This window comes from Lysinibacillus sp. NPDC096418, from assembly GCF_044762775.1.
Classification (GTDB): Bacteria; Bacillota; Bacilli; order Bacillales_A; family Planococcaceae; genus Lysinibacillus.
In genome coordinates this window covers 63,105-84,227 of sequence record NZ_JBIWEY010000013.1, presented here as the reverse complement: position 1 = coordinate 84,227, position 21,123 = coordinate 63,105, and the positions used below count along the sequence as shown (strand labels likewise).

The window sequence follows — 21,123 nt, the reverse complement described above, 5'->3', positions numbered from 1 at the left end:
TTTTTATCCTTTTGCCAGTTGTTTTTTGAACTTAGTTATTAACCGGACAGATATTCCTAAACTATAGCCTTTAAATTTAAATCCTCTGTTTAACTTAATTATTATTATATTTTACATTCTTATATTATTGACTATCTCAAATAGTTACTTGTCTGCTTCCTCTACCTCCCTTCTGAATACGATATGAAAGAAAGGAGGTGAAACAATGAATTTTGCAAATTATTTTACACAAATGCCCTGCAATAAATGTAATAGCTTCCCATGCCGTTGTATAGATGGTCTCAGAGAGCAAAGAGGTGTGCTTCGACCAATTGCGCATGGGTGCGGATGCGCGTGTTCGGGTTGTCTAAGGGGACCTACTGGTAGCACTGGGCCTACTGGCAACACTGGACCTACTGGTGGTACGGGGCCTACTGGCGGCACTGGATCTACTGGTGGAATAGGCGCTACTGGCCGCACGGGCGTTACTGGCAGCACGGGGCCTACTGGCAGCACGGGCGCTACTGGCAGTACTGGACCTACTGGTGGTACGGGACCTACTGGCAGTACTGGGCCTACTGGTGGTACGGGCATTACTGGCAGCACTGGACCTACTGGCGGCACTGGACCTACTGGTAGCACGGGTGCTACTGGCAGTACTGGACCTACTGGCGGCACTGGGCCTACTGGCGGCACTGGACCTACTGGCGGCACTGGACCTACTGGCGGCACTGGACCTACTGGTAGCACGGGTGCTACTGGCAGTACTGGGCCTACTGGCGGCACTGGACCTACTGGCGGCACTGGATCTACTGGCGGCACAGGACCTACTGGTATCACTGGACCTACTGGCAACACTGGACCTACTGGCAACACTGGACCTACTGGCAACACTGGACCTACTGGCAACACTGGACCTACCGGCAGCACGGGCGCTACTGGCAGCACGGGCGCTACTGGCAGCACGGGCGCTACCGGCAGCACGGGACCTACTGGCGGCACTGGATCTACTGGTAGCACTGGGCCTACTGGTAGCACTGGGCCTACTGGCAACACGGGACCTACTAGTGGTACGGGACCTACTGGCGGCACGGGCGCTACTGGTGGCATAGGCGCTACTGGCAGCACTGGACCTACTGGCGGCACGGGCGCTACTGGCAGCACGGGCGCTACTGGCGGCACGGGCGCTACTGGTGGCATAGGCGCTACTGGTGGCATAGGCGCTACTGGCAGCACTGGACCTACTGGCGGCACTGGACCTACTGGCGGCACTGGACCTACTGGCGGCACGGGGCCTACTGGCGGCATAGGCGCTACTGGTGGCATAGGCGCTACTGGCAGCACGGGCGCTACTGGCAGCACTGGACCTACTGGTGGTACTGGACCTACTGGCAGTACTGGACCTACTGGCGGCACGGGGCCTACTGGCGGCACGGGCGCTACTGGTGGCATAGGCGCTACTGGCAGCACGGGCGCTACTGGCAGCACTGGACCTACTGGTGGTACGGGCATTACTGGCGACACTGGACCTACTGGCAGCACGGGCATTACTGGCAGCACTGGGCCTACAGGTAGCACTGGACCTACTGGCAGCACGGGCGCTACTGGCAACACTGGATCTACTGGCAACACTGGACCTACCGGCAGCACTGGCTCTATTGGCGGTATAGGACCTACTGGTGGTACGGGACCTACTGGCGGCACTGGATCTACTGGTAGCACTGGGCCTACTGGCAGCACGGGCGCTACTGGCAACACTGGACCTACTGGTGGTACGGGGCCTACTGGCGGCACTGGATCTACTGGTGGCATAGGCGCTACTGGCAGCACTGGACCTACTGGCAGCACTGGACCTACTGGTAGCACGGGTGCTACTGGCAGTACGGGACCTACTGGCGACACGGGTGCTACTGGCAGTACGGGACCTACTGGCGACACTGGATCTACTGGTGGTACTGGACCTACTGGCAGCACAGGCGCTACTGGCAGCACGGGCATTACTGGCAGCACTGGGCCTACTGGTAGCACTGGACCTACTGGCAGTACTGGACCTACTGGCATTATTGGCGGCACCGGACCTACTGGCGGCACTGGATCTACTGGTAGCACTGGGCCTACTGGCAGCACGGGCGCTACTGGCAACACGGGACCTACTGGCAGCACTGGATCTACTGGTAGCACTGGGCCTACTGGCAACACGGGACCTACTGGTGGTACGGGGCCTACTGGCGGCACTGGATCTACTGGTGGCATAGGCGCTACTGGCAGCATGGGACCTACTGGCAGCACTGGACCTACTGGTGGTACGGGCATTACTGGCAGCACTGGACCTACTGGTAGCACGGGTGCTACTGGCAGTACGGGACCTACTGGCGACACTGGATCTACTGGTGGTACTGGACCTACTGGCAGCACAGGCGCTACTGGCAGCACGGGCATTACTGGCAGCACTGGACCTACTGGTAGCACGGGTGCTACTGGCAGTACTGGACCTACTGGCGACACGGGACCTACTGGTGGTACTGGACCTACTGGCGGCACTGGACCAACTGGATCTACTGGGGCTACCGGATCTACCGGCGCTACTGGCGTTACCGGATCTACCGGCGACATCGGACCAACTGGACCTACTGGGGCTACTGGACCTACCGGTGGCACTGGAATAACAGGACCTACTGGGGCTACTGGACCTGCATTTTTGGAGGGATTCTCAGCTTTCAACAATGCATTGTCTGTTACTGGCTCTACTACAATTGCTAACTGGAATGTAGCACCTCCTTACTTCACTACTGCAGCTTTCAATCCAACTACTGGCATATTTACTGTTCCGACAACAGGGAGATATTGCTTTGAAGCAACTATTAACTACTCTACAACGGCAGCCATAAGTGTTACCTTAGGGGCAGGTATAAATCCTTCATTTGCCATTCGAAGGAATGCGGCAACCAGCTTAATAAGCGGATTATTCCCCGTACTAAATGTAAACGTAGCTCTAGTATTAACTTTACGAGCAGTTTTAGGAAATGGCACAATTACACTAGCTGGAGAAGTCGAGTTAAATGCAGGAGACGCAATTGACTTATTCTACAATGCAAATGGTTTAACGATAGCACTTACATTAGGGGGCGCTAACTCTGGCGGGATCGTTTGGTCATGTCATAGAATCAGTTAATACGATTCACATTTACTAAGCAACAATGTAACTTATCAAAAACATCCTTAAGGTACGTACCTACCTTAAGGATGTTTTTTCTATTTAATAATTCTAAATACAAGCTCTCTTCTTGTTATGATTTTTTTTAAAAAAGTAATACAAACAACCTTTGTTTGTACTACTTATCTTGATTCATTATTAAATTAAAAATAGGGATAAACTGTTTTATATAGAATCTGGCTCAAATAACTCGCTCAATATTTCATAAGCAACTGTTTGCCCTTGCTTTACGCACTCCGGAATAGATATTCCTTCATATGAACTCCCTGACAACTTCACCGTCGGAAAGTGTTCTTGCAATTCTTGCTTCACACGAGCAATTTTTTCTTCATGTCCAACTGTATATTGGGGCATTGCATTTTTCCAACGCGAGACTATTGTTTCTACCGGCGCCCCATCCACACCAATTGTTTTCTTCAAATCTTGTAATACTGTCTTTTCAATCTCTGAATCAGATAACGCAACGATTGCTTCATCTCCAACACGGCCAATGTAACTGCGTAAAAGTACATAATCAACAGGCGTCGTGTTAGGCCATTTACGATTGCTCCATGTACATGAAGTAATTGTAAAATCACTGTTTCGAGAGACGAAAAACGAAAGTGCATCTAAGTCGCCTAATTGTTCCTTTTTAAAGGCCATTGTCACTGTAGCAATAGAAGCTGCCTTCATCGTTTTCAACTCGGTTAATAGATTCTGTTTACTAAATATCTGCTGTGTAACGTTAAATGGTGTAGCAACGATAACAGCATCAGCTTTTATTTGTGTAAAATTATTAAATATAACTTGCACAGTATTGTCCTTACCACGTTCAATCTCTTCTACTTTGACACCTTTCAACACTGTCCCTGGAAGTAGAGATTCTTCGAGTTTTTCGACAATTGTTTCAAGCCCATTCGAAAAAGTTTGGAAAACCCCTTTATCTTTTACAACTCGATCGTTACTTAAAAAGTTTGCTCCAGACTTTTTCATCCCTACAAGTAAACTACGATGTTTCTGCTCTAAATCAAATAACTGTGGGAACGTTGAATACATACTCATCTGCTCAATATCCCCAGCAAAAGTTCCTGCAAGTAAAGGTTCTACTAGATTTTCAACAACCTCTGTGCCAAATCTTCTTCTAAAAAATCCACCTAAAGATTGGTCGTCATTTTGTGCAGAACGAGGAAGTACAATATCCCCAGCAGCACGAATTTTCCCACTAAGTGAAAACAATCCTGATGTTATAAATGGCGAGATATGCGGAGCTTCTCCTGACATAAGGCTACCCGGAATTGGATATAATTGACTACCTACTGCAATATAGGTTGGTCCTGCATTACTTGTAATTAATTCATTCTCAATGCCTAAATCCTTTGCCAACGCATACACATCATTATGACGATCAAAGAAAGATTCCGGCCCACGTTCAATAATAAACCCATCTTTTCGCATTGTTTGGATTTTACCGCCAAGACGTAGTGACGACTCGACAAGTACGATATCTACCGGCAATTCTTTTGCACGTGCTTCCTTTTGCATATAGAAAGCAGCTGTTAGGCCAGTTATACCGCCACCCACAACAACTACCTTTCGTCTTTTCTGAGTCACCTACATCATCACTTTCTTTTCGCTTAGCTTAGTTTTTTATGAATAGCATCCACCATTGCATCGATAAATAACGGGTGCGTGTTTGGCATCGCTGGACGATAGTAGTTTGCCCCTAACTCATCACAAACAACCTTACATTCATAATCGTTGTCGTATAGAACTTCTAAATGTTCTGTAACAAAACCTACTGGTGTATAAACAAATGAACGATAACCTTTTTGTTCATATAAATCACGTGTTAAATCTTGTACATCTGGACCAAACCAAGGCTCTGGTGTTTGTCCTGCTGATTGCCAGCCAACTTCTACATTTTTTACGCCCGTTGCTTCTTGAATAAGACGAGCCGTTTCAATTAATTGATCTTCGTATGGATCACCCATTTCTTTTACTTTCACTGGTAATGAGTGATTTGACACGATCAAGCATGCTTTTTCACGTTCTTCAGGTGACATTGCATTAAAAGTTTCATTCACTTTTTCTTGCCAATATTGAATGAACTTCGGTTGGTCATACCATGATTCCACAGAAGTAACAGCAAGACGGTCTCCCGCTGCTTCTGCTGCACGGCCATTATAAGATTTAATAGAGAATGTTGAGAAATGAGGCGCTAATACAATAGAAACCGCTTCTTTAATACCTGCTGCTACCATTTCTTCTACAGCATCCTCAATGAATGGTTCAATATGTTTTAAGCCAATGAATAATTTATATTCCACTTCATCTTGAACTTCATTTAGACGTGCGCAAAGAGCTTCGGCTTGTGCTTTTGTTGCTGCTGCAAGAGGCGATAAGCCGCCGATTGCCTCATAACGGCTACGTAAATCTTCTAGATGCTCATCTGAAGGTTTTCGTCCATGACGAATATGTGTGTAGTATCGTTCGATGTCTTCTTCTTTGTATGGTGTTCCATAAGCCATTACTAATAAACCTTTAACTTCTTTCATTAACCTTTCACCTCTACAATAATAATTAAACTCTAATTCACGTGCATTTTTTGTAAATATTGTGACAAAAACAAATTGCGCAAATTACGCGCAATTTGTTTGTTTTTTATGATTGTGCTTTTATTTGCTGTGCACTGTATTCGTGAATAAGTGACGTTAAACGTTTTAATACATCTGGGTCTACTTCAGGGAATACACCGTGACCTAGATTAAAAATATGACCAGGAACCTCTAAACCTTGGTCAATAATATCCTTCGTACGTTTTTCAATAATTGACCAATCTGCAAGCAATAGAGCTGGATCTAAGTTACCTTGCACTGGCTTTGTAATGCCTTTTGCACGCGCTTCTCTTATTGGTAAACGCCAATCTAAGCCGACAACGTCGAGTGGTAAGTCATGCCATTCATTCACTAGATGACTTGCGCCTACACCGAATTGAATAAGTGGCACATTTTCTTTTTTCAATTCTCCGAAAATACGCGTCATAATTGGCTTAATGAATACTCGGTAATCCTCAACGCTTAATGCGCCTACCCATGAATCGAAAATTTGGATAGCTTTCGCACCCGCTTTAACTTGAGCTGTGACATCTGCAATAATCATATCTGCAAGCTTGTCCATCAACGCAAACCAAGCTTGTGGTTCTGATACCATAAATGATTTTGTTTTATTATAATTTTTAGAAGGACCGCCTTCAATCATATAGCTTGCAAGTGTAAATGGTGCTCCAGCAAAACCGATTAATGGCACATTTAGCTGCTCTTCTGTTAATAGTTTAATTGTGTCTAAAACAAACGGAGTATGCTCTTTCGCATTAAACTCCCCTAATTTTTCGACATCTGCTACTGTACGAATTGGATTTGAAATAACAGGACCAATACCAGCTTTAATTTTCACGTCAATGCCGATACCAGGTAGTGGCGTCACAATGTCTTTATACAGAATTGCTGCATCTACATTATAATTTTCAACTGGTAAACGTGTGACATACGCACAAAGTTCAGGTTGGTGTGTAATTTCCTCTAAAGAGTATTTTTCTTTTATTTCACGATATTCTGGTTGTGAACGTCCTGCTTGGCGCATATACCAGACTGGTGTATGTTCTGTTCGTTCTCCACGTGCAGCACGCAGAAGTGTATCATTAAATGTTGTCATGAACATTTCCTTCCCCTCGGTTAAAATTAACCAATTTTTTAATCATTTACCTCTAATTATTGATATCCGTTTTCAATAGTAAACGCTTCCTTAACTATTGTATAGTTTTCCTAATGAAATGTCATAAATTTGTTCTTTCTACTATCCTTCTTTTTTGACAAAGCGTTAGACATGAATTTAAATGGATATAATCATTGTATTGTAAATATTTATCTCCATTCAGCAAAGCTTCCATCTTTAAGTAAGAAATGAGATGAATGCAGTTTAAGCTTTTTTTCAGCGGACTTCCAAACATAGGCTGAATGAAGATAAAGCCTCCGGCGAATGTCACAGATATCTTTTGTGCGTAAGCGAAGCATCAGCAACAGATGTTTTTTGTACCGAAAGCGAAGTGGCAGGTACAATACCGCCGAGGCATAACTGAAAAGGAGGACGTTAATATGCATATTTATTTAACTTCAGGAACAGCTGAATTTATGGAACGAGTAAAAAATAAATATCCAAAAGAGCATATGATTTTAATCCATGGTGATGGAAACTCTGTACTCATTCATGAAACCGAGGGTAAATCTGTATTTGCGACACCTCGTAAATTTGAAGTGCTAGAGTCCACAAATGATTTAGAAAATCGAGGCTTCTTTGTGTTAAACAATATTCCTGTAACCGATGAAGGTCGTCCTGTGTTTGAACACCGCTTTTTAAATCGTGAAGGGACCGTTGAAAATGAACCTGGCTTTATCGCCTTCCGATTGCTCCGTCCATTAAACGGTGATACCTATATTGTTTTAACGCAATGGAATGGTCCTCATTCATTTGAAGCATGGAAACGTTCGCAAGCCTTTAAAACTGCTCACACTGATCGTAAAGAAACAACTACATCAGGCATACGCCAACAAAATATTTTCTCTGCTGCTTCCTACGTATCGACTTATACTGTTGCAAAAAAAGAAGAAGAGGAATAATTTAACAAGTCCCCTTTATGTCTAAGCGGGACTTGTCTTATACTATTAACACAAAGGAGTCCTTACATTGAACCCATTGTTACTTAAAAAGGTAGATGCCCATTTTGAAGCAATGCAAAAAATCCGGCGCCATCTTCATATGCATCCTGAGCTTAGTTTTCAAGAAAAGGAAACAGCAACGTACATAGCAAATTTTTATAAAGAACTGGGCGTCCCTATAGAAGAAAACGTTAGTGGCTATGGTCTTATCGCACGTATTAATGGAAATAAGCCTGGTAAAACAATTGCCTTACGTGCCGATTTTGATGCATTACCTATCCAAGACGCAAAAAACGTACCTTATAAATCAACTGTGCCCGGCGTTATGCATGCTTGTGGTCATGATGGTCATACTGCCACTTTGTTAATCATCGGTAAATTATTATGGGAAATGCGTGATGAACTAGTGGGTAACTATGTACTAATACATCAACATGCAGAGGAGACTGACCCGGGCGGTGCTATTGGTATGGTGAAGGCTGGAGCTTTACAGGGTGTCGATGCGATATTTGGCACACACTTATCTTCCAACCACCCAACTGGTAGAGTTGGCTACCGTGTTGGGCCAATGATGGCTGCTGTAGATAGCTTTGACATGAAAATTCAAGGTAAAGGTGGTCACGGTGCACAACCTCATCAAACAAAAGACGCTATCGTAATCGGCTCACAGCTTGTCATGAATCTTCAGCAACTTGTGGCTCGTCGTGTGGCACCAACAGAATCAGCAGTAGTAACTATCGGTTCTTTCGTTGCACAAAATGCCGATAATATTATTGCAGATTCAGCATACTTAAATGGTACCGTACGCACTTTCAATAAGGATGTACGCGCCACAATTGAACGCGAATTCAAACGTATCATTCAAGGAACTGAAATAGCCCATGATTGCACAATTGAACTAGACTATCGACGTGGCTATCCAGCTATTGTCAATCATGAAAAAGAAACATTATTTGTACGCGATGTTGCACAGGGTATTTGTGATGCGTTTGAAATGGAACCAACAATGGGCGGTGAGGACTTTTCTTATTACTTAGAGGAAAAGCCAGGTACCTTTTTCTATACTGGTGCTGCACCAAAAAATTATGCTCCTCACCATCATCCTGAGTTTGATATAGATGAAAAAGGCATGCTCGTTGCAGCTAAAGTGTTGTTAACGGCCGCCCTTGACTATCAGTTAGTAGATTAAATATTAAAAGCTCATTTTCACCAGTATATTTGGTAAAAATGAGCTTTATTTTATTTAATAAATGTCACACATGAGCGTTACGTTGGACTATCTGAGCGATAACAGCTGATACTTGAGCGCTCCTATGTCCTACCCGAGCTATCACCCTCTTATCTATTAGCTCATGACTTAGTGATCTTTGCAGTCAATTCACTCACGATAATAATTACGAGAATAGTAATAAAGAACATCGGCTGCATAATACCACACAGCCCTACAATAATAGCTTGAACTATCATCGCAAGACGGACGATTTGCTGTACAGCTTTCTTTCGCGCATTTTCAGGTTGTGGATATAGCATGTCCATACGGAAATCTCCACCTGATAATAGCGCTTGCTTTAATTGAATAGTTGTTGCGAAACTTAATGCTGCCGCCATACCCCATGCCAAAAAAGGAATATCAACGAATGCCACAATAACAGCTGAAATAGCCGTTAAACGTACCCATAAGTAAAAGTGATCATCTGTGCGGATAAATGTACGGAATACTAAATATTTCTGTGCATTCCCCTTCGAATACGGCACAAATTTATATAGCCAATCAAGCCAACTACGATGACGGATGCTACCATGCAAATGCGGTACATCTGTAAAATAATTAGCAAAACGATAAAAGCTCATCATACGATTTTGTTCGAGCTTCACAAAATGCTCATATGGAACCGGTTCACCATCACACTTCTTACGAAACACTACTACATAAACACAGGCAATTACGGTCAGCACAATTGCTAAAATCAGTTGTGCTTGTAGCCCCATATACACTGTAAGCGCAAATATAATGGCACGTATAAATCTGTCTCCCCAGATAAAGTGACCACGTGCACTATAACGATAACTAAATTCCCCTTGTACACTCAAATATTTCAGCACCAAAATCAAGACGAGCATTGTCCAAATATCAAAAGTAGTTAAAGCTGTAACAGCCTTTAACAATGGAATACTTATAATGTAAACAATCGCTACTAACCATACCTGTGACCAAAACGTCCAAGCAAGTGCCTTTTTAAAATATTGCGGCATTTTCGACTCTAATGGCAATAAATACACTTGGTCCGGCTCGCGCAGTAAAGTCGTTGGGCGACTAAATGCTAAAATAATTCCAACAATTACTGCAATGAGTGTCTGTGCTGGAAAATCAGTAGACACTACCTTTAGCCATTCACTATATTGATAGCCCCCTGCACCAACTAGAAACACGAGTACAATCGCAATATGCCCTGTAAAGATAAACTGCATATACTTTTGCACTTCACTGATATAGTGCACGAAGCGCGAAGACCACACATCACGCAAGTTATTCATTGTCCTGCTCCTTCGTCATCGCAATATATAAATCGTCTAATGTAGCACTAGGCATCTTGAAAGCTATACGAAGGTCCGCCATCGTACCTTGCGCACGCACACGCCCCTCATGCAATAAAATAATACGATCACAATGCTTCTCTGCCGTTGATAAAATATGCGTCGACATTAAGATAGAGGCGCCTTCTTTTTTCTTTTCATCCATTTGATCAAGTAAAGATTGAATGCCCAGTGGGTCCAAACCGACAAATGGCTCATCAATAATATAAAGACTTGGATTTACTAAAAATGCGCACATAATCATCACCTTTTGACGCATCCCTTTAGAAAAATGAGAAGGAAACCAATTTAAGCGTTTTTCCATACGAAATTCTTTTAATAATATTTCAGAACGAGCGGCAAGCGTTGCCTCATCCAATCCATAAGCCATTGCTGTTAATTGTAAATGCTCACGAAGTGTCAATTCATCATATAATACGGGCGTTTCCGGTATGTACGAAAACGCTGTACGATACTTGTCCATATTTTCTTTTAGCGTAACACCGTTTAAACGAATGTCTCCTTCTTTTGGCAGCATCGTTCCAATAATATGTTTAATCGTCGTACTTTTCCCTGCACCATTGAGACCAATTAGTCCGACTAGCTCCCCTTTTCCAATCGTAAACGATAAATCCTTAATAACTGGCTTTCTAGTATAACCACCTGTTACCTGTTGAACTTCTAATACCGCCATGCCATTCACTCCTCTTCTTAGTTTTATTTTATCAAAAATTAGCCAATGATTCAGTTATGAGTATGATAAAATAAAGTGAAACTTCCATAAATGGGGACCCATTACCCTCATTTATGAATAGCTTACCTATATAAATAAGGGGGATTTTACTATGAGCGATTGCCTATTTTGCAAAATTATTGATGGATCAATTCCAAGTACAAAAGTTTATGAAGACGACCATGTATATGCCTTCACAGACATTTCACCTGTCGCAAAAGGTCACACATTATTAATTCCTAAACATCATTGCAAAGATCTTTTCGAAATGCCAGAAGATGTAGCGCGCAATTTATATGCAGCAGCACCAAAAGTAGCAAATGCCATTAAAGCTGCATTCAATCCAATCGGCATGAATACAATTAATAATAATGGTGAAGCAGCAGGACAAACTGTTTTCCACTACCACTTACATTTTATTCCGCGCTACGATGAAAAAGAAGGACTAGCTTTAAATTGGCAAACACAAAGTTACACTGCCGAACAGTTAGTTGATGTAGCTAACAGCATTAAAGCTCACCTTTAATTTTCAGAATACTATATTGCAAATCTACACGTTTTAGCGTACAATCACAGTTAAGTTTCGCTAACGGTCACGAGGACACGTTAGGAGACGACAAGATTAGACAGATGAGTCGAGGAGAGATGAGAAATGAATACGAAAAATTTAGTTTTAATGGCACTTTTAGTAGGTGTCGGCGCTGCACTTTATGTGGTCACGCCAGGTATGGTGAATGGTATGAAACCAGACTTTATGTTAACAATGATGTTTATCGGAATTTTACTATTCCCTACGGTAAAGGAAACGTTCTTACTTTCATTAGTTACAGGTGTGTTATCAGGTTTGTTTACAACATTCCCAGCAGGACTAACACCAAATATTATTGATAAAGCTGTGACTGGCTTTGTATTTTTAGCAGCGGTTGTTGTGCTGAAAAAAGTTGTGAGCAATGTTGCAGTATCAGCTGTATTGGTTGGTTTAGGGACAATTTTATCTGGTAGTGTTTTTCTATCAGTTGCACTATTTGTATTTAATGCAAACGTCGGTTCAACATTCGCCGTTTTATTCGTAGGTGTTGTATTACCAGCAGTCGCATTTAACGTTGTAGCTTTCGTGATTATTTATCCGATTGTCACAAAATTAGTGAAACGATCTAAATTCAGCACAGCCATTTCACAAGCTTAAACATTCAAGAAGCTGACCCGTGATGTAAAATCACTCGGTCAGCTTCTTTTTTCGTTTTGTAAATGGACATTTCATGGTTTAATAGTAGATAATACAACAAATACAGAAATGAGGGCATTCATCATGAAAGCAAAACCATTTTTAATCGGATTAACAGCTGGAATCGTTGGTGGAACAATCGCTATTCTTTTTTCAACGCCACAATCAGGGCAACAACTACGTGCTACTTTAAAATCGACTACTGATAGCACAAAAGGAAAATTTCAAGACGTAAAATTGCAAGTAAACAATGTCAAAGACTCTGTGAATACGCTTACAAATGAGGCAAAAAATAATATACCTCAAATAATAAATGACCTCAAACAGTCAATTAATACCTTTTCTGCAGAAATCGAACCGACAAAAAACAACTTACAACAAGAAATTGAAGCGTTACAGAATTCAATCGGCGTAATAGAGAAAAACATCGCACAATACACTGACAAAAAGAAAAAAAGCCAGGAAAAATAAATAATCTTAAATACCTTATACATGCAGCTGTGCATCGTATTATTATTAAAAAATATAAAAATATGAATAAATTTCACTCACGTTTCATTTTTTCAATTTTTCTAACTTTAAACTTTTTTCCTTTATTGCTATAATATTTCTAAAATGTTAAAGAAAGCAGTAGGTGATGGCTTTGTCAGAGGAATTATACACTCAAAAAGAAGCAATGCTTTATAGTCAAAGAATTGCACAATTGTCAAAAGCGTTATGGAAAGCTGTTGAAAAAGATTGGCAACAATGGATAAAACCCTACGATTTAAACATTAATGAACACCACATTTTATGGATTTCTTATCATTTAAAAGGTGCTTCTATTTCTGATGTGGCTAAATTCGGCGTCATGCATGTTTCAACAGCCTTCAACTTCTCAAAAAAGTTAGAAGAACGTGGTTTATTAAAATTTTCTAAGCGTGATGATGACAAACGTAATACTTATGTAGAGTTAACAGAATCTGGCACTGATCTCATCATTGAAATGAACAGCAATTATCATAATTCTTATCATTCTGTACTAGAAGGTTCGTTAGCTTTAAAAGACTTATATGGACGATTCCCAGAATTTCTAGATGTTATGGCAGTTATCCGTAACATTTACGGAGAAGATTTTATCGATATTTTCGAGCGTTCATTCCAACACTTCCGTGATTCCTTTGACACACTTGAACAACGATCACCCGTAAAAGGATAATAATATATAAAATAAGCTGTCCACTAGCTATGTACTTACTGGACAGCTTTTATTATGAAATAGTATCAAGACTAACTCGAAACACACTTCCAAATAAAAAAGAAGTTTTCTCAACTGCTTTAGAGATAACTTCTATTCTTGCATTTTTATATAAATCACTCTACATTAGTATAATACATTGCCTTTATGGGAGTTGACATACTATGCATTGCTGGAAAATATTAAACATCCAACACCAATACGGCACAACACGCATAATTTTATTAGGTGTCAGTATTTTTTTATCCGTCTTTTCAACATCTTATGTATTGCTTAATCTAACGCATGACGAATATTTTACAGATCGCTTCTTATGGCTGTTTGTCATAACAGTATTGGCTCTCTATCCAATTCATAAATTTATACACTATATGGCACTTTACGATTTGCGTCAGCATCTTACATTACGTGTACGTATTCAATTTTACTTTATCCCTGTATTTCATATGCGTCTACGTGAACCAATAGCTAAAAATCGCTATATTTTCGCATTATTAACGCCTTTTATCTTCTTAAATGCACTTATATTTTTAGGGACTTTGATGCTCCCTGCCTATACACATTATGGAACACTACTATTAGCTTATCATTGTGGCCTATGTTTAATAGATATACTTTATGTGAAATACTTATGGAGATCACCAAAAGACGCGCAAATCGAAGAAACGCCAAAAGGCTACGAAATTTTAGTACCACCAACTATTAGTTGAGCTACTTGTGCTTGTATTTTGTTTACCATTTTTGATATGCTTATAAGTACTGAAAGAGGGGAGGAATAGACTTGCTATTAACAATCGTAGTTCTATTCTCGGTATTCTATTTATTTCAAATTAATCGCATGACCTATGCACTGTGCATGCGACGTGAAATTCCCGAAGAAAACCAGCCAAAAATATTCCGAACAATAAATATACTTATTACGATTTTACTTGTTTCTTTTTATGTAGAAATTTTATTTGCGGTATAATTGTTCCATTTATAGGAGAAAGCTAAGGATATCGATATCCTTAGCTTTTTATCGTCTAAATTAGTACAGGAATGCTGCACCAACGATAATTAATAAAATAAATAACACAACGATTAAAGCAAAGCCTGAGCCTGAACCGTAGCCGCCGCCGCCGCCGCCGCCATATCCACCACTGCTCATAACCTCACCCCCCTTCTTTTCTCTATCCTATGCGTCTAGGATTTTGAAGTTTAGGCGATACCCAAGGGGGAACCATTTTGTTTTTTTATCGTTTATGTTATAGTAAAAATTGCAAGAAATGAGAGTTAGGAGAGAATATCCAATATGAAAAAGACAGTCTTATCATTAACACTAGCTGCATCTGTTTTAGCGCTTGGTGCTTGTAGTAGCGCTGAAGATAAAGCTTTAGTTACTTCTAAAGTAGGAGATATTTCAGTTGCCGATTTTACTGAAACGGCAAAAAGCTTAGTCGGTCCTTCCATAATACAGCAAATGGTAACAGAGAAGGTTCTTGCTAACAAATATAAAGTAACTGATAAAGATATCAAAGCAGGATACGATGCTTATGTTGAAAGTTTCGGTGGTGAAGATAACTTAAAAGCAGCGATCTTACAACAAGGGCTTACTGTGGAAACGTTCAAAAGTGACTTCTTACCTTTGGAACTATTACAGAAAAAAGCATTAAAAGACCAAGCTATTAAAGAAGAAGATGTAAAAAAATATTACGAACAAATGAAAACAGAATTAAACGGTCGCCACATTTTAGTTGAAGATGAAGCGACTGCTAAAGAAGCTATCGAAAAAATTAAAGGTGGCGCTTCATTCGCAGATGTTGCCAAAGAATACTCATCTGATCCTGGTTCTGCAGAAAAAGGTGGCGAGCTTGGTTGGTTCACAGTAGGTGCGATGGTTGACGAATTCAACGATGCTGCCTATAAGCTTGAATTAAACACATTAAGCGAACCTGTACAATCGAGCTACGGCTATCATGTCATCGAAATCACTGATAAACGTGATGTAAAAGATATTGGTAAATTTGAAAAAGAAGAAGATGCAATTCGCGAAAATATGGTTGAAAAATTATTGAAAACTGGTGAATCTCAAGTACTTCTTAGAGATATCGTTGCAAAATTAGCTAAAGATGCAAACTTAAAAACATCTGATAAAGATCTAAAAGAGGCTATAGATTACCTAACAACAACAAATGAAGAAGAAGCAGCTGCTGCTGAAAAAGCTGATAAAGAAGAGGCTGAAAAGGCTGATAAAGAAGATAAAGAGGAAAAATAGTTTAAAGCCTCTATATGAAAAGGGTTACGCCAAACTGGCGTAACCCTTTTTTAATCAATATTAGGTTTATAAAATGAACGATTATCAAGAGGGAATAAACGCTCTGTAAATTCGCCTGGAGATGTTTTACCGAGTGCACGCGTAAGCATGTTCATCTTGGCATCGATATTATCAATATAGTGTAAGATTTCCGCTTCCTGAATCATCGGCTTTTTCGGACTGCCCCACTCTTCTTTACCATGATGCGATAATACAAGATGTTGCAACAGCATCACTTCTTCGCCTTCGATTTCTAGTTCACTTGCTATTTTGGCAATTTCATTCACCATAATTGTAATATGACCAAGTAAATTACCTTCAACTGTGTACATCGTTGCCACAGGACCCGATAATTCAATCACTTTACCGATATCATGCAAAATGATACCAGAATACAATAAATCTCGATTTAACGTTGGATATAAATCAGCAATTGCCTTTCCAAGCTTTAACATCGACACCATATGATCGAGTAAACCTGATGCATAATCATGATGGTTTTTCGTAGCTGCTGGGAAAACTAAAATTGCATCTTGATGTTTTTTTATGGCTGCACGCGTAATACGCGAAATGTTTGGATTTTTAATATCGAAGAAGAATTGATTTAATTCCTCATAAAGTTGCTCTTTTGGCGTTGCTGCAGATGGTACTAAATCATTAATAGAAATACCTTCCTCCGGCTTTACAACACGTATCGTCTTAATGCGTAATTGATTTTTACCACGATAGTCGTGAATTTCTCCACCAACACGCACAATCGCTTCTGGGTGATATGTTTTTTCATGTTCCTCATTCGTATCCCAAAGCTTCGCCTCAATATCTCCGCTTTTATCTTGTAATAACAGTGACATAAACGGTTTACCGACTGTTGTTACCCCTTTTGTTGCTTGCTTGATAAGTAAAAATTGATCAACTGGTTCTCCTGCTTGGAGCATCGTAATTCCATTCACGTTGACGTCACTCCCCTTTCTTTTGCTAGTGATTCTAGACCGACAATTTGCTCTTTTTGCCAAAACTCGAGCATCGTTTCATGACAAGTAAAATATAAAATTTGACGGTTACATCCTACTTCTTTCATTAATTGTACCATTTTGTTTGTACGGTTTCGATCAAAATGGACAAATGGATCATCCATAATAAACGGAAAAGGTGCAGTTGACACAAGAGTCTGTGCAAGTGCCATGCGTAATGCAATATAGGCTTGCTCCTTCGTTGCCTGCGATAATTCTGCCACATGATAACGTAGGCCCGTAATTGCTTTAGCCTTAAAATAGCCTTCCTCAGTTATTGAAAGCTTTTCATAGCGCCCCCCTGTTAACGTTTGAAAGATCGTATTTACTTGCGCAAGTACATGTGGCAACTTTTCTTCACGTAATTGGAATAATGACTGATGAATCGCTGTCGCTAACACTTTTTGTACCGACCACTGCTCTACAAGCTGTTGTAAAATTGCTTTTTCCTGTTCAAATTGCTGTAGGAGCTCACCGTACTTTTCATCATTTAATAACTGTTCTTTTTGCATTTGTAAAGAAGCGCGCTGTTCTAAGCAGACATCTATTTGCTGCTGTAGCTCTAAACGTGTCTCTTCGATTGTTTTAGTCTTTATTTCTAGTTGGTCCTGGTTAATAGGCGTAAAAACATGCAAGGCGTCTAATGAAGCTAGCTGACTTTCCACAGTTTGCAACTCTGCGACTAATTGTTGATGTCGCTCAAACTTAGTAAATGCCTCATAATAAGTGACTTCTTCTTGCACATTCGCTATTTTAAATAATTGCTCAATTTCATTTTTATAGTTCGTGATTAGCGGCTGACTTTCCTGAATCTGTTGCAAAAGCGCAGCAAGTTGCTCCTTTGTTTGTACCATTGTTTGCTGATCTTGTTGCGCCGCTAAATACGTTGAACGCAAATGCATGAAAATTTCTTGTTCGCTATAACATTCTCCCAGCACTTGCTGTAGTTGTTCATAAAGTTCATTTTTTTGCGTTTGTACTTCTTTTAGGAGCTTTACTGTACTTGCCTTTTTTGTCGCTAACTCCTGAGCACCTCGAATACGCATAAAAAGCTCTGGCAGTAAAGGCCTTGCTACCGTCCCATCTATCTTGAAACGCAGTAAAAAGTGTTGTAGTAATTGTACAGCTTCAGCTATTACGTGCTCTAACTGTTGAATTTTATGCTCAAGCTTCGCATATTGCCGCTCTTTTTCTTGTTGCTTCTCGTTTATAAGAAGCTGTTGATCTTCAAATCGTTGTTTTTTAGACAGAAGTATGTGAACAATATTTTCTTGCTGCTCTAAATCATGTAATACCCGCGCATTATTTTCATTTGGCGTTGCTTCTACACTTTTTAGTTTTTTCAAAAACAAAATCAGTAAAATGGTCATTGCTACACCAATAACCAAAACTGCAATGTTTTTTTGTGTCACACCATACACCGCTGCAAGTAGACTCATCACTAGTGCAACGAATATCAGTAACACCGGTTGCTTTTGTTTAGAACGTTGTGACCTCATCTGTCGCAATTGTTCAAGTTTTTTCTGTTGCTGTGGCCACTTTGCTAAAATATGTTCTTCATCCCCAGTTAATGCATCCTGTGCATATTGCTTTTTTTGCCCCGCAATCACTTCTAACTCTTCTTGCGTTTGCTCTAACGTACGGAGATGAAACTTTAGTTCTTCTTCAGCATCATGTAAAGCTACTAACTGTTGCTGATACTCCTCTTCCTGCTGCAATGAAACTGTTTCCTCAAGCAATGCTTGCTGTGATGAATTTTCCCGTATGCCTAATAACCGAAACTGTGCCTCAATGTCCTGCTCTAATAAAAAAAGCTCGTCACCTAATTTTTGTTCTTTGGCCAGTAACTGATTCCAAGATGCTTCCCGGTGCAAAAGTCGAGCCATTTCATCAATCGTCTGCTCGTTAACGGTTTGCTGTAGTTTTGTTTGCAGCATCTGGCACTGCTCTTTTAATTTTGAGACTTGCAACGTTTCGTGTGTCAAGCGATCCTTCAATTGTTCGTAACGCCTTATTCCTTCTGCCGGAAAATGACTTTGCGCATAACTCTTCAAGGAATATTTTAACGTCTGTTGTTTTTCCATAAGAGGCATCGCTTGTTTTAATATAGTAAGCTGTTGCCATTCTTGTTGTTGCACTTCCTGCTGTCCAAATAATTCATCAAGTCTTTTCTCAAGTTGTTGTAATTTGAGTGACTTTTCTTCAAACGTATTAATCGCAGTCTGTTCTTGTTTGATTTTCTTTTCCAGCAGCTTAATGTGCTCGATTTTTTGATTTATTTGCGGAAGCTTTCCCGACTTTTTAAATAGTTCCCCTGCGTCTTTTTCTAATTTCTTTTCAAGGACTGATAATTGCTGAACACCGGTTGTACCTGAGGCAAGTAGTAAATGCGTTAGTTCTTCCTCGGACATTTTTTCAATACCCTGCAATTCATGAATAGAAAATGCAAAAACTGCCTCAAATGATGCTCTCGAATAGCCGTACAATATTTTGGCTAACAGTTCATCTTGTCCCTTTGTACCGTCCTCGCAGTACACGGTTACATCTCCAGTAGCTTTCCCTCTGACACGTTCTATCGTACATTCTCCGTAAATTGGATGACTAATCGTAAGCTGTCCGCCAAATTTCGTCGCTGTTTTCGGTTCATACTTTTGTAATGTTTGCTGCTTAGTTGGAAAACCAAAAAGCATTTGTATAATAAATTGCTGGATTGTCGTTTTCCCTGCCTCATTCATGCCATAAAAAATTGTGACACCATCATGCAGGGAAATCGAGACATTTTCATGTTTTCCAAAGCCATATATTTGGATTTTGTTGATGGATAGCATGTGCCTACTCACACCCTTTGAATTTCGTCTACTAACAATGCTTGCGTGTTGATTTTTAATTGCTCAATATCTTGCTCGGTTAAAGGCTCTACAAAACGAGCACCACCCGCATGCTGATAAAGATCCTTTAAGACATCTTTCCACTCAGCGATTCCCCAGTGCTCTATTAAATTTATTACAGAATCCGTAGCAACGGTTGGCTCATAATTAGTCGCTGTCGATGCTTCTAACGTTAACTTTTGTACCCAGCACATCGGCTCAATCTGTTCTTCTACTTCACGAATGGTTTCAAGCCATGCTTCTACTGATGCATGCTCAAAAAGGGATTCTGCTTGTTCGTCAATGTTGGTCAACTGAAGTTCTACAACAGAGGCACCATACTCTTGGCGATTTATTGCTAATGCCTCTTCACATTTTGTCAGTAGTTCATTCGCATGTAAAACATCGTTGCAATCTACTTCCACCGTGTTATATACAACCGATGAAGTTGGCACAAATGTTAAATCCACCTCAGTTTGAGATAATGTCACATCGTAAAAGCCCTTGACCCCTTGCTCCTTACGATGGCGGCTTTGAATATTGCCAGGATAGACTATAGAAGGATGCTGATGTAGATGCTGACGTTTATGAATATGCCCCAGTGCCCAGTAATGATAATTTTTTTCGAGTAACTGCTCCTTTCTAAATGGCGCATAAACAGCATGTGTTGTATCACTCGCTTCACTACCATGGAGCATCCCAATATGAATCGCATCCGGATTTTGCGCTACTGGATAGGTATCCATCATAGAAGTTGCCACATGACGGTCTCCGTAGCTAAAGCCATATACATTTACCAGTTGCCCTCGAATTTTCAGTTGCACGATACTTGTTTCTGCTGGTAATTCATACACGTTACTAGGTAATGCAAAGCGTGTCCAGGAACCACTTAAATGATCGTGATTACCATAAGATAAAATAACGGGAATATTATGATGAAATAGCGTCTCCATTGCAGTTTGAAAACGACGCTGTGCTTGCAAACTTCGATTTTCACCATCATAAATATCTCCTACGATTAAGAGAAAATCAGGTTTTTCTTTAACTGCCTTGTGAATAATTTTGTCAAAAGCTTCAAATGTACTTTCACGAATTTTTTTTAAGTTTTGCTCAGGTAAGCCAAACAATCCCTTAAACGGACTGTCTAAATGTAAATCTGCCATATGAAAAAAACGAATTGTTGACATCCAATCACCTCAAATAGTTCAAAATCACCTAAAAAGCGAATATTTGTTCTAATTTTATCATAGATAGTTTCAGAATAAAATAATTCCAATCGTCAGAATTCCCTTTTTTACGC

General features: G+C 40.5%; 20 protein-coding genes. 10 read left to right on the top strand and 10 right to left on the bottom strand.

What is annotated here, in order from left to right; all coding sequences use genetic code 11:
- Positions 1 to 219: 219 nt before the first annotated feature.
- Positions 220 to 2,700: a hypothetical protein gene (locus ACIQZG_RS12185; protein WP_402755454.1), complete on the bottom strand. Its 2,481-nt coding sequence runs from the start codon at positions 2,698 to 2,700 to the stop codon at positions 220 to 222.
- Here ACIQZG_RS12185 and ACIQZG_RS12180 point away from each other — a divergent pair.
- On the top strand, positions 2,678 to 3,151 hold the full coding sequence (locus tag ACIQZG_RS12180; RefSeq protein WP_402755453.1) for a hypothetical protein: 474 nt from the start codon (positions 2,678 to 2,680) through the stop codon (positions 3,149 to 3,151). The two genes, ACIQZG_RS12185 and ACIQZG_RS12180, sit on opposite strands and share 23 nt — an antisense overlap.
- A gap of 207 nt (positions 3,152 to 3,358) precedes the next feature.
- Here ACIQZG_RS12180 and hemY read toward each other — a convergent pair whose 3' ends face one another.
- From hemY to hemE, 3 genes are all read right to left on the bottom strand, one after another.
- Positions 3,359 to 4,783 carry a protoporphyrinogen oxidase gene (gene hemY / locus ACIQZG_RS12175; RefSeq protein ID WP_402755452.1) on the bottom strand — a complete coding sequence of 475 codons (1,425 nt, stop codon included), beginning with the start codon at positions 4,781 to 4,783 and terminating at the stop codon, positions 3,359 to 3,361.
- A 23-nt stretch (positions 4,784 to 4,806) separates the two neighbouring features.
- Positions 4,807 to 5,727: a ferrochelatase gene (hemH, locus tag ACIQZG_RS12170; RefSeq protein WP_402755451.1), complete on the bottom strand. Its 921-nt coding sequence runs from the start codon at positions 5,725 to 5,727 to the stop codon at positions 4,807 to 4,809.
- Between the two features lie 106 nt (positions 5,728 to 5,833).
- A complete protein-coding gene (gene hemE, locus ACIQZG_RS12165; protein WP_402755450.1) occupies positions 5,834 to 6,883 on the bottom strand; it encodes a uroporphyrinogen decarboxylase in 1,050 nt (349 codons plus the stop codon).
- Between the two features lie 440 nt (positions 6,884 to 7,323).
- Between hemE and ACIQZG_RS12160 the strand changes: the two genes are divergently transcribed.
- Positions 7,324 to 7,845 carry an antibiotic biosynthesis monooxygenase family protein gene (locus ACIQZG_RS12160; protein WP_402755449.1) on the top strand — a complete coding sequence of 174 codons (522 nt, stop codon included), beginning with the start codon at positions 7,324 to 7,326 and terminating at the stop codon, positions 7,843 to 7,845.
- Between the two features lie 67 nt (positions 7,846 to 7,912).
- On the top strand, positions 7,913 to 9,073 hold the full coding sequence (locus ACIQZG_RS12155; protein WP_402755448.1) for a M20 metallopeptidase family protein: 1,161 nt from the start codon (positions 7,913 to 7,915) through the stop codon (positions 9,071 to 9,073).
- A 161-nt stretch (positions 9,074 to 9,234) separates the two neighbouring features.
- Here the strand turns inward: ACIQZG_RS12155 and ACIQZG_RS12150 are convergent, their stop codons facing one another.
- Positions 9,235 to 10,419 (bottom strand): ABC transporter permease, encoded by a 1,185-nt coding sequence (locus tag ACIQZG_RS12150; protein ID WP_402755447.1) that lies wholly within the window; start codon positions 10,417 to 10,419, stop codon positions 9,235 to 9,237.
- On the bottom strand, positions 10,412 to 11,152 hold the full coding sequence (locus tag ACIQZG_RS12145; RefSeq protein ID WP_402755446.1) for an ABC transporter ATP-binding protein: 741 nt from the start codon (positions 11,150 to 11,152) through the stop codon (positions 10,412 to 10,414). Before ACIQZG_RS12145 ends, ACIQZG_RS12150 begins: the two co-directional genes overlap by 8 nt.
- A 151-nt stretch (positions 11,153 to 11,303) precedes the next feature.
- On the opposite strand from ACIQZG_RS12145, the gene ACIQZG_RS12140 reads away from it, so the two are divergent.
- The 6 genes from ACIQZG_RS12140 (at position 11,304) to ACIQZG_RS12115 (ending at position 14,620) form a co-directional block, all read left to right on the top strand.
- Positions 11,304 to 11,717 carry an HIT family protein gene (locus tag ACIQZG_RS12140; protein WP_402755445.1) on the top strand — a complete coding sequence of 138 codons (414 nt, stop codon included), beginning with the start codon at positions 11,304 to 11,306 and terminating at the stop codon, positions 11,715 to 11,717.
- Positions 11,718 to 11,843: 126 nt separating this feature from the next.
- Positions 11,844 to 12,377 (top strand): tryptophan transporter, encoded by a 534-nt coding sequence (locus tag ACIQZG_RS12135; protein WP_402755444.1) that lies wholly within the window; start codon positions 11,844 to 11,846, stop codon positions 12,375 to 12,377.
- A gap of 123 nt (positions 12,378 to 12,500) precedes the next feature.
- Positions 12,501 to 12,887: a YtxH domain-containing protein gene (locus ACIQZG_RS12130; RefSeq protein WP_402755443.1), complete on the top strand. Its 387-nt coding sequence runs from the start codon at positions 12,501 to 12,503 to the stop codon at positions 12,885 to 12,887.
- 166 nt (positions 12,888 to 13,053) lie between these two features.
- Positions 13,054 to 13,614, top strand: coding sequence for an HTH-type transcriptional regulator Hpr (locus ACIQZG_RS12125; RefSeq protein ID WP_402755442.1), 561 nt, complete (start codon positions 13,054 to 13,056; stop codon positions 13,612 to 13,614).
- A gap of 203 nt (positions 13,615 to 13,817) precedes the next feature.
- Positions 13,818 to 14,363, top strand: a complete 546-nt coding sequence (locus tag ACIQZG_RS12120) for a DUF3267 domain-containing protein (protein ID WP_402755441.1) — start codon at positions 13,818 to 13,820, stop codon at positions 14,361 to 14,363.
- 71 nt (positions 14,364 to 14,434) lie between these two features.
- Positions 14,435 to 14,620 (top strand): hypothetical protein, encoded by a 186-nt coding sequence (locus ACIQZG_RS12115; protein ID WP_402755440.1) that lies wholly within the window; start codon positions 14,435 to 14,437, stop codon positions 14,618 to 14,620.
- A 60-nt stretch (positions 14,621 to 14,680) separates the two neighbouring features.
- Here the strand turns inward: ACIQZG_RS12115 and ACIQZG_RS12110 are convergent, their stop codons facing one another.
- The gene (locus ACIQZG_RS12110) at positions 14,681 to 14,800 is read right to left on the bottom strand and encodes a YjcZ family sporulation protein (RefSeq protein WP_402755439.1); all 120 of its coding nucleotides are present in this window, start codon (positions 14,798 to 14,800) and stop codon (positions 14,681 to 14,683) included.
- Positions 14,801 to 14,944: 144 nt separating this feature from the next.
- On the opposite strand from ACIQZG_RS12110, the gene ACIQZG_RS12105 reads away from it, so the two are divergent.
- Complete coding sequence (locus ACIQZG_RS12105) at positions 14,945 to 15,907, top strand: peptidylprolyl isomerase (RefSeq protein WP_402755438.1); 963 nt, start codon at positions 14,945 to 14,947, stop codon at positions 15,905 to 15,907.
- Between the two features lie 50 nt (positions 15,908 to 15,957).
- On the opposite strand, the gene yhaM is transcribed toward ACIQZG_RS12105, so the two are convergent.
- The 3 genes from yhaM to ACIQZG_RS12090 are packed head-to-tail and all read right to left on the bottom strand — an operon-like array spanning position 15,958 to position 21,010.
- Entirely contained in the window at positions 15,958 to 16,896 is a 939-nt protein-coding gene (yhaM, locus tag ACIQZG_RS12100; RefSeq protein WP_402755437.1) for a 3'-5' exoribonuclease YhaM, read from the bottom strand.
- On the bottom strand, positions 16,893 to 19,796 hold the full coding sequence (locus ACIQZG_RS12095; protein ID WP_402755436.1) for an ATP-binding protein: 2,904 nt from the start codon (positions 19,794 to 19,796) through the stop codon (positions 16,893 to 16,895). The genes yhaM and ACIQZG_RS12095 overlap by 4 nt, the downstream gene beginning before the upstream one ends.
- Complete coding sequence (locus tag ACIQZG_RS12090; protein ID WP_402755435.1) at positions 19,793 to 21,010, bottom strand: metallophosphoesterase family protein; 1,218 nt, start codon at positions 21,008 to 21,010, stop codon at positions 19,793 to 19,795. Before ACIQZG_RS12090 ends, ACIQZG_RS12095 begins: the two co-directional genes overlap by 4 nt.
- Between the last annotated feature and the right edge of the window lie 113 nt (positions 21,011 to 21,123).

Coding starts and splice junctions, on each gene's coding strand:
- hemH (WP_402755451.1), bottom strand. CDS start 5,727: ATGAAAGAAGTTAAAGGTTTATTAGTAATGGCTTATGGAACACCATAC.
- hemE (WP_402755450.1), bottom strand. CDS start 6,883: ATGACAACATTTAATGATACACTTCTGCGTGCTGCACGTGGAGAACGA.
- ACIQZG_RS12160 (WP_402755449.1), top strand. CDS start 7,324: ATGCATATTTATTTAACTTCAGGAACAGCTGAATTTATGGAACGAGTA.
- ACIQZG_RS12150 (WP_402755447.1), bottom strand. CDS start 10,419: ATGAATAACTTGCGTGATGTGTGGTCTTCGCGCTTCGTGCACTATATC.
- ACIQZG_RS12145 (WP_402755446.1), bottom strand. CDS start 11,152: ATGGCGGTATTAGAAGTTCAACAGGTAACAGGTGGTTATACTAGAAAG.
- ACIQZG_RS12140 (WP_402755445.1), top strand. CDS start 11,304: ATGAGCGATTGCCTATTTTGCAAAATTATTGATGGATCAATTCCAAGT.
- ACIQZG_RS12135 (WP_402755444.1), top strand. CDS start 11,844: ATGAATACGAAAAATTTAGTTTTAATGGCACTTTTAGTAGGTGTCGGC.
- ACIQZG_RS12130 (WP_402755443.1), top strand. CDS start 12,501: ATGAAAGCAAAACCATTTTTAATCGGATTAACAGCTGGAATCGTTGGT.
- ACIQZG_RS12125 (WP_402755442.1), top strand. CDS start 13,054: ATGGCTTTGTCAGAGGAATTATACACTCAAAAAGAAGCAATGCTTTAT.
- ACIQZG_RS12120 (WP_402755441.1), top strand. CDS start 13,818: ATGCATTGCTGGAAAATATTAAACATCCAACACCAATACGGCACAACA.
- ACIQZG_RS12110 (WP_402755439.1), bottom strand. CDS start 14,800: ATGAGCAGTGGTGGATATGGCGGCGGCGGCGGCGGCGGCTACGGTTCA.
- ACIQZG_RS12105 (WP_402755438.1), top strand. CDS start 14,945: ATGAAAAAGACAGTCTTATCATTAACACTAGCTGCATCTGTTTTAGCG.
- ACIQZG_RS12090 (WP_402755435.1), bottom strand. CDS start 21,010: ATGTCAACAATTCGTTTTTTTCATATGGCAGATTTACATTTAGACAGT.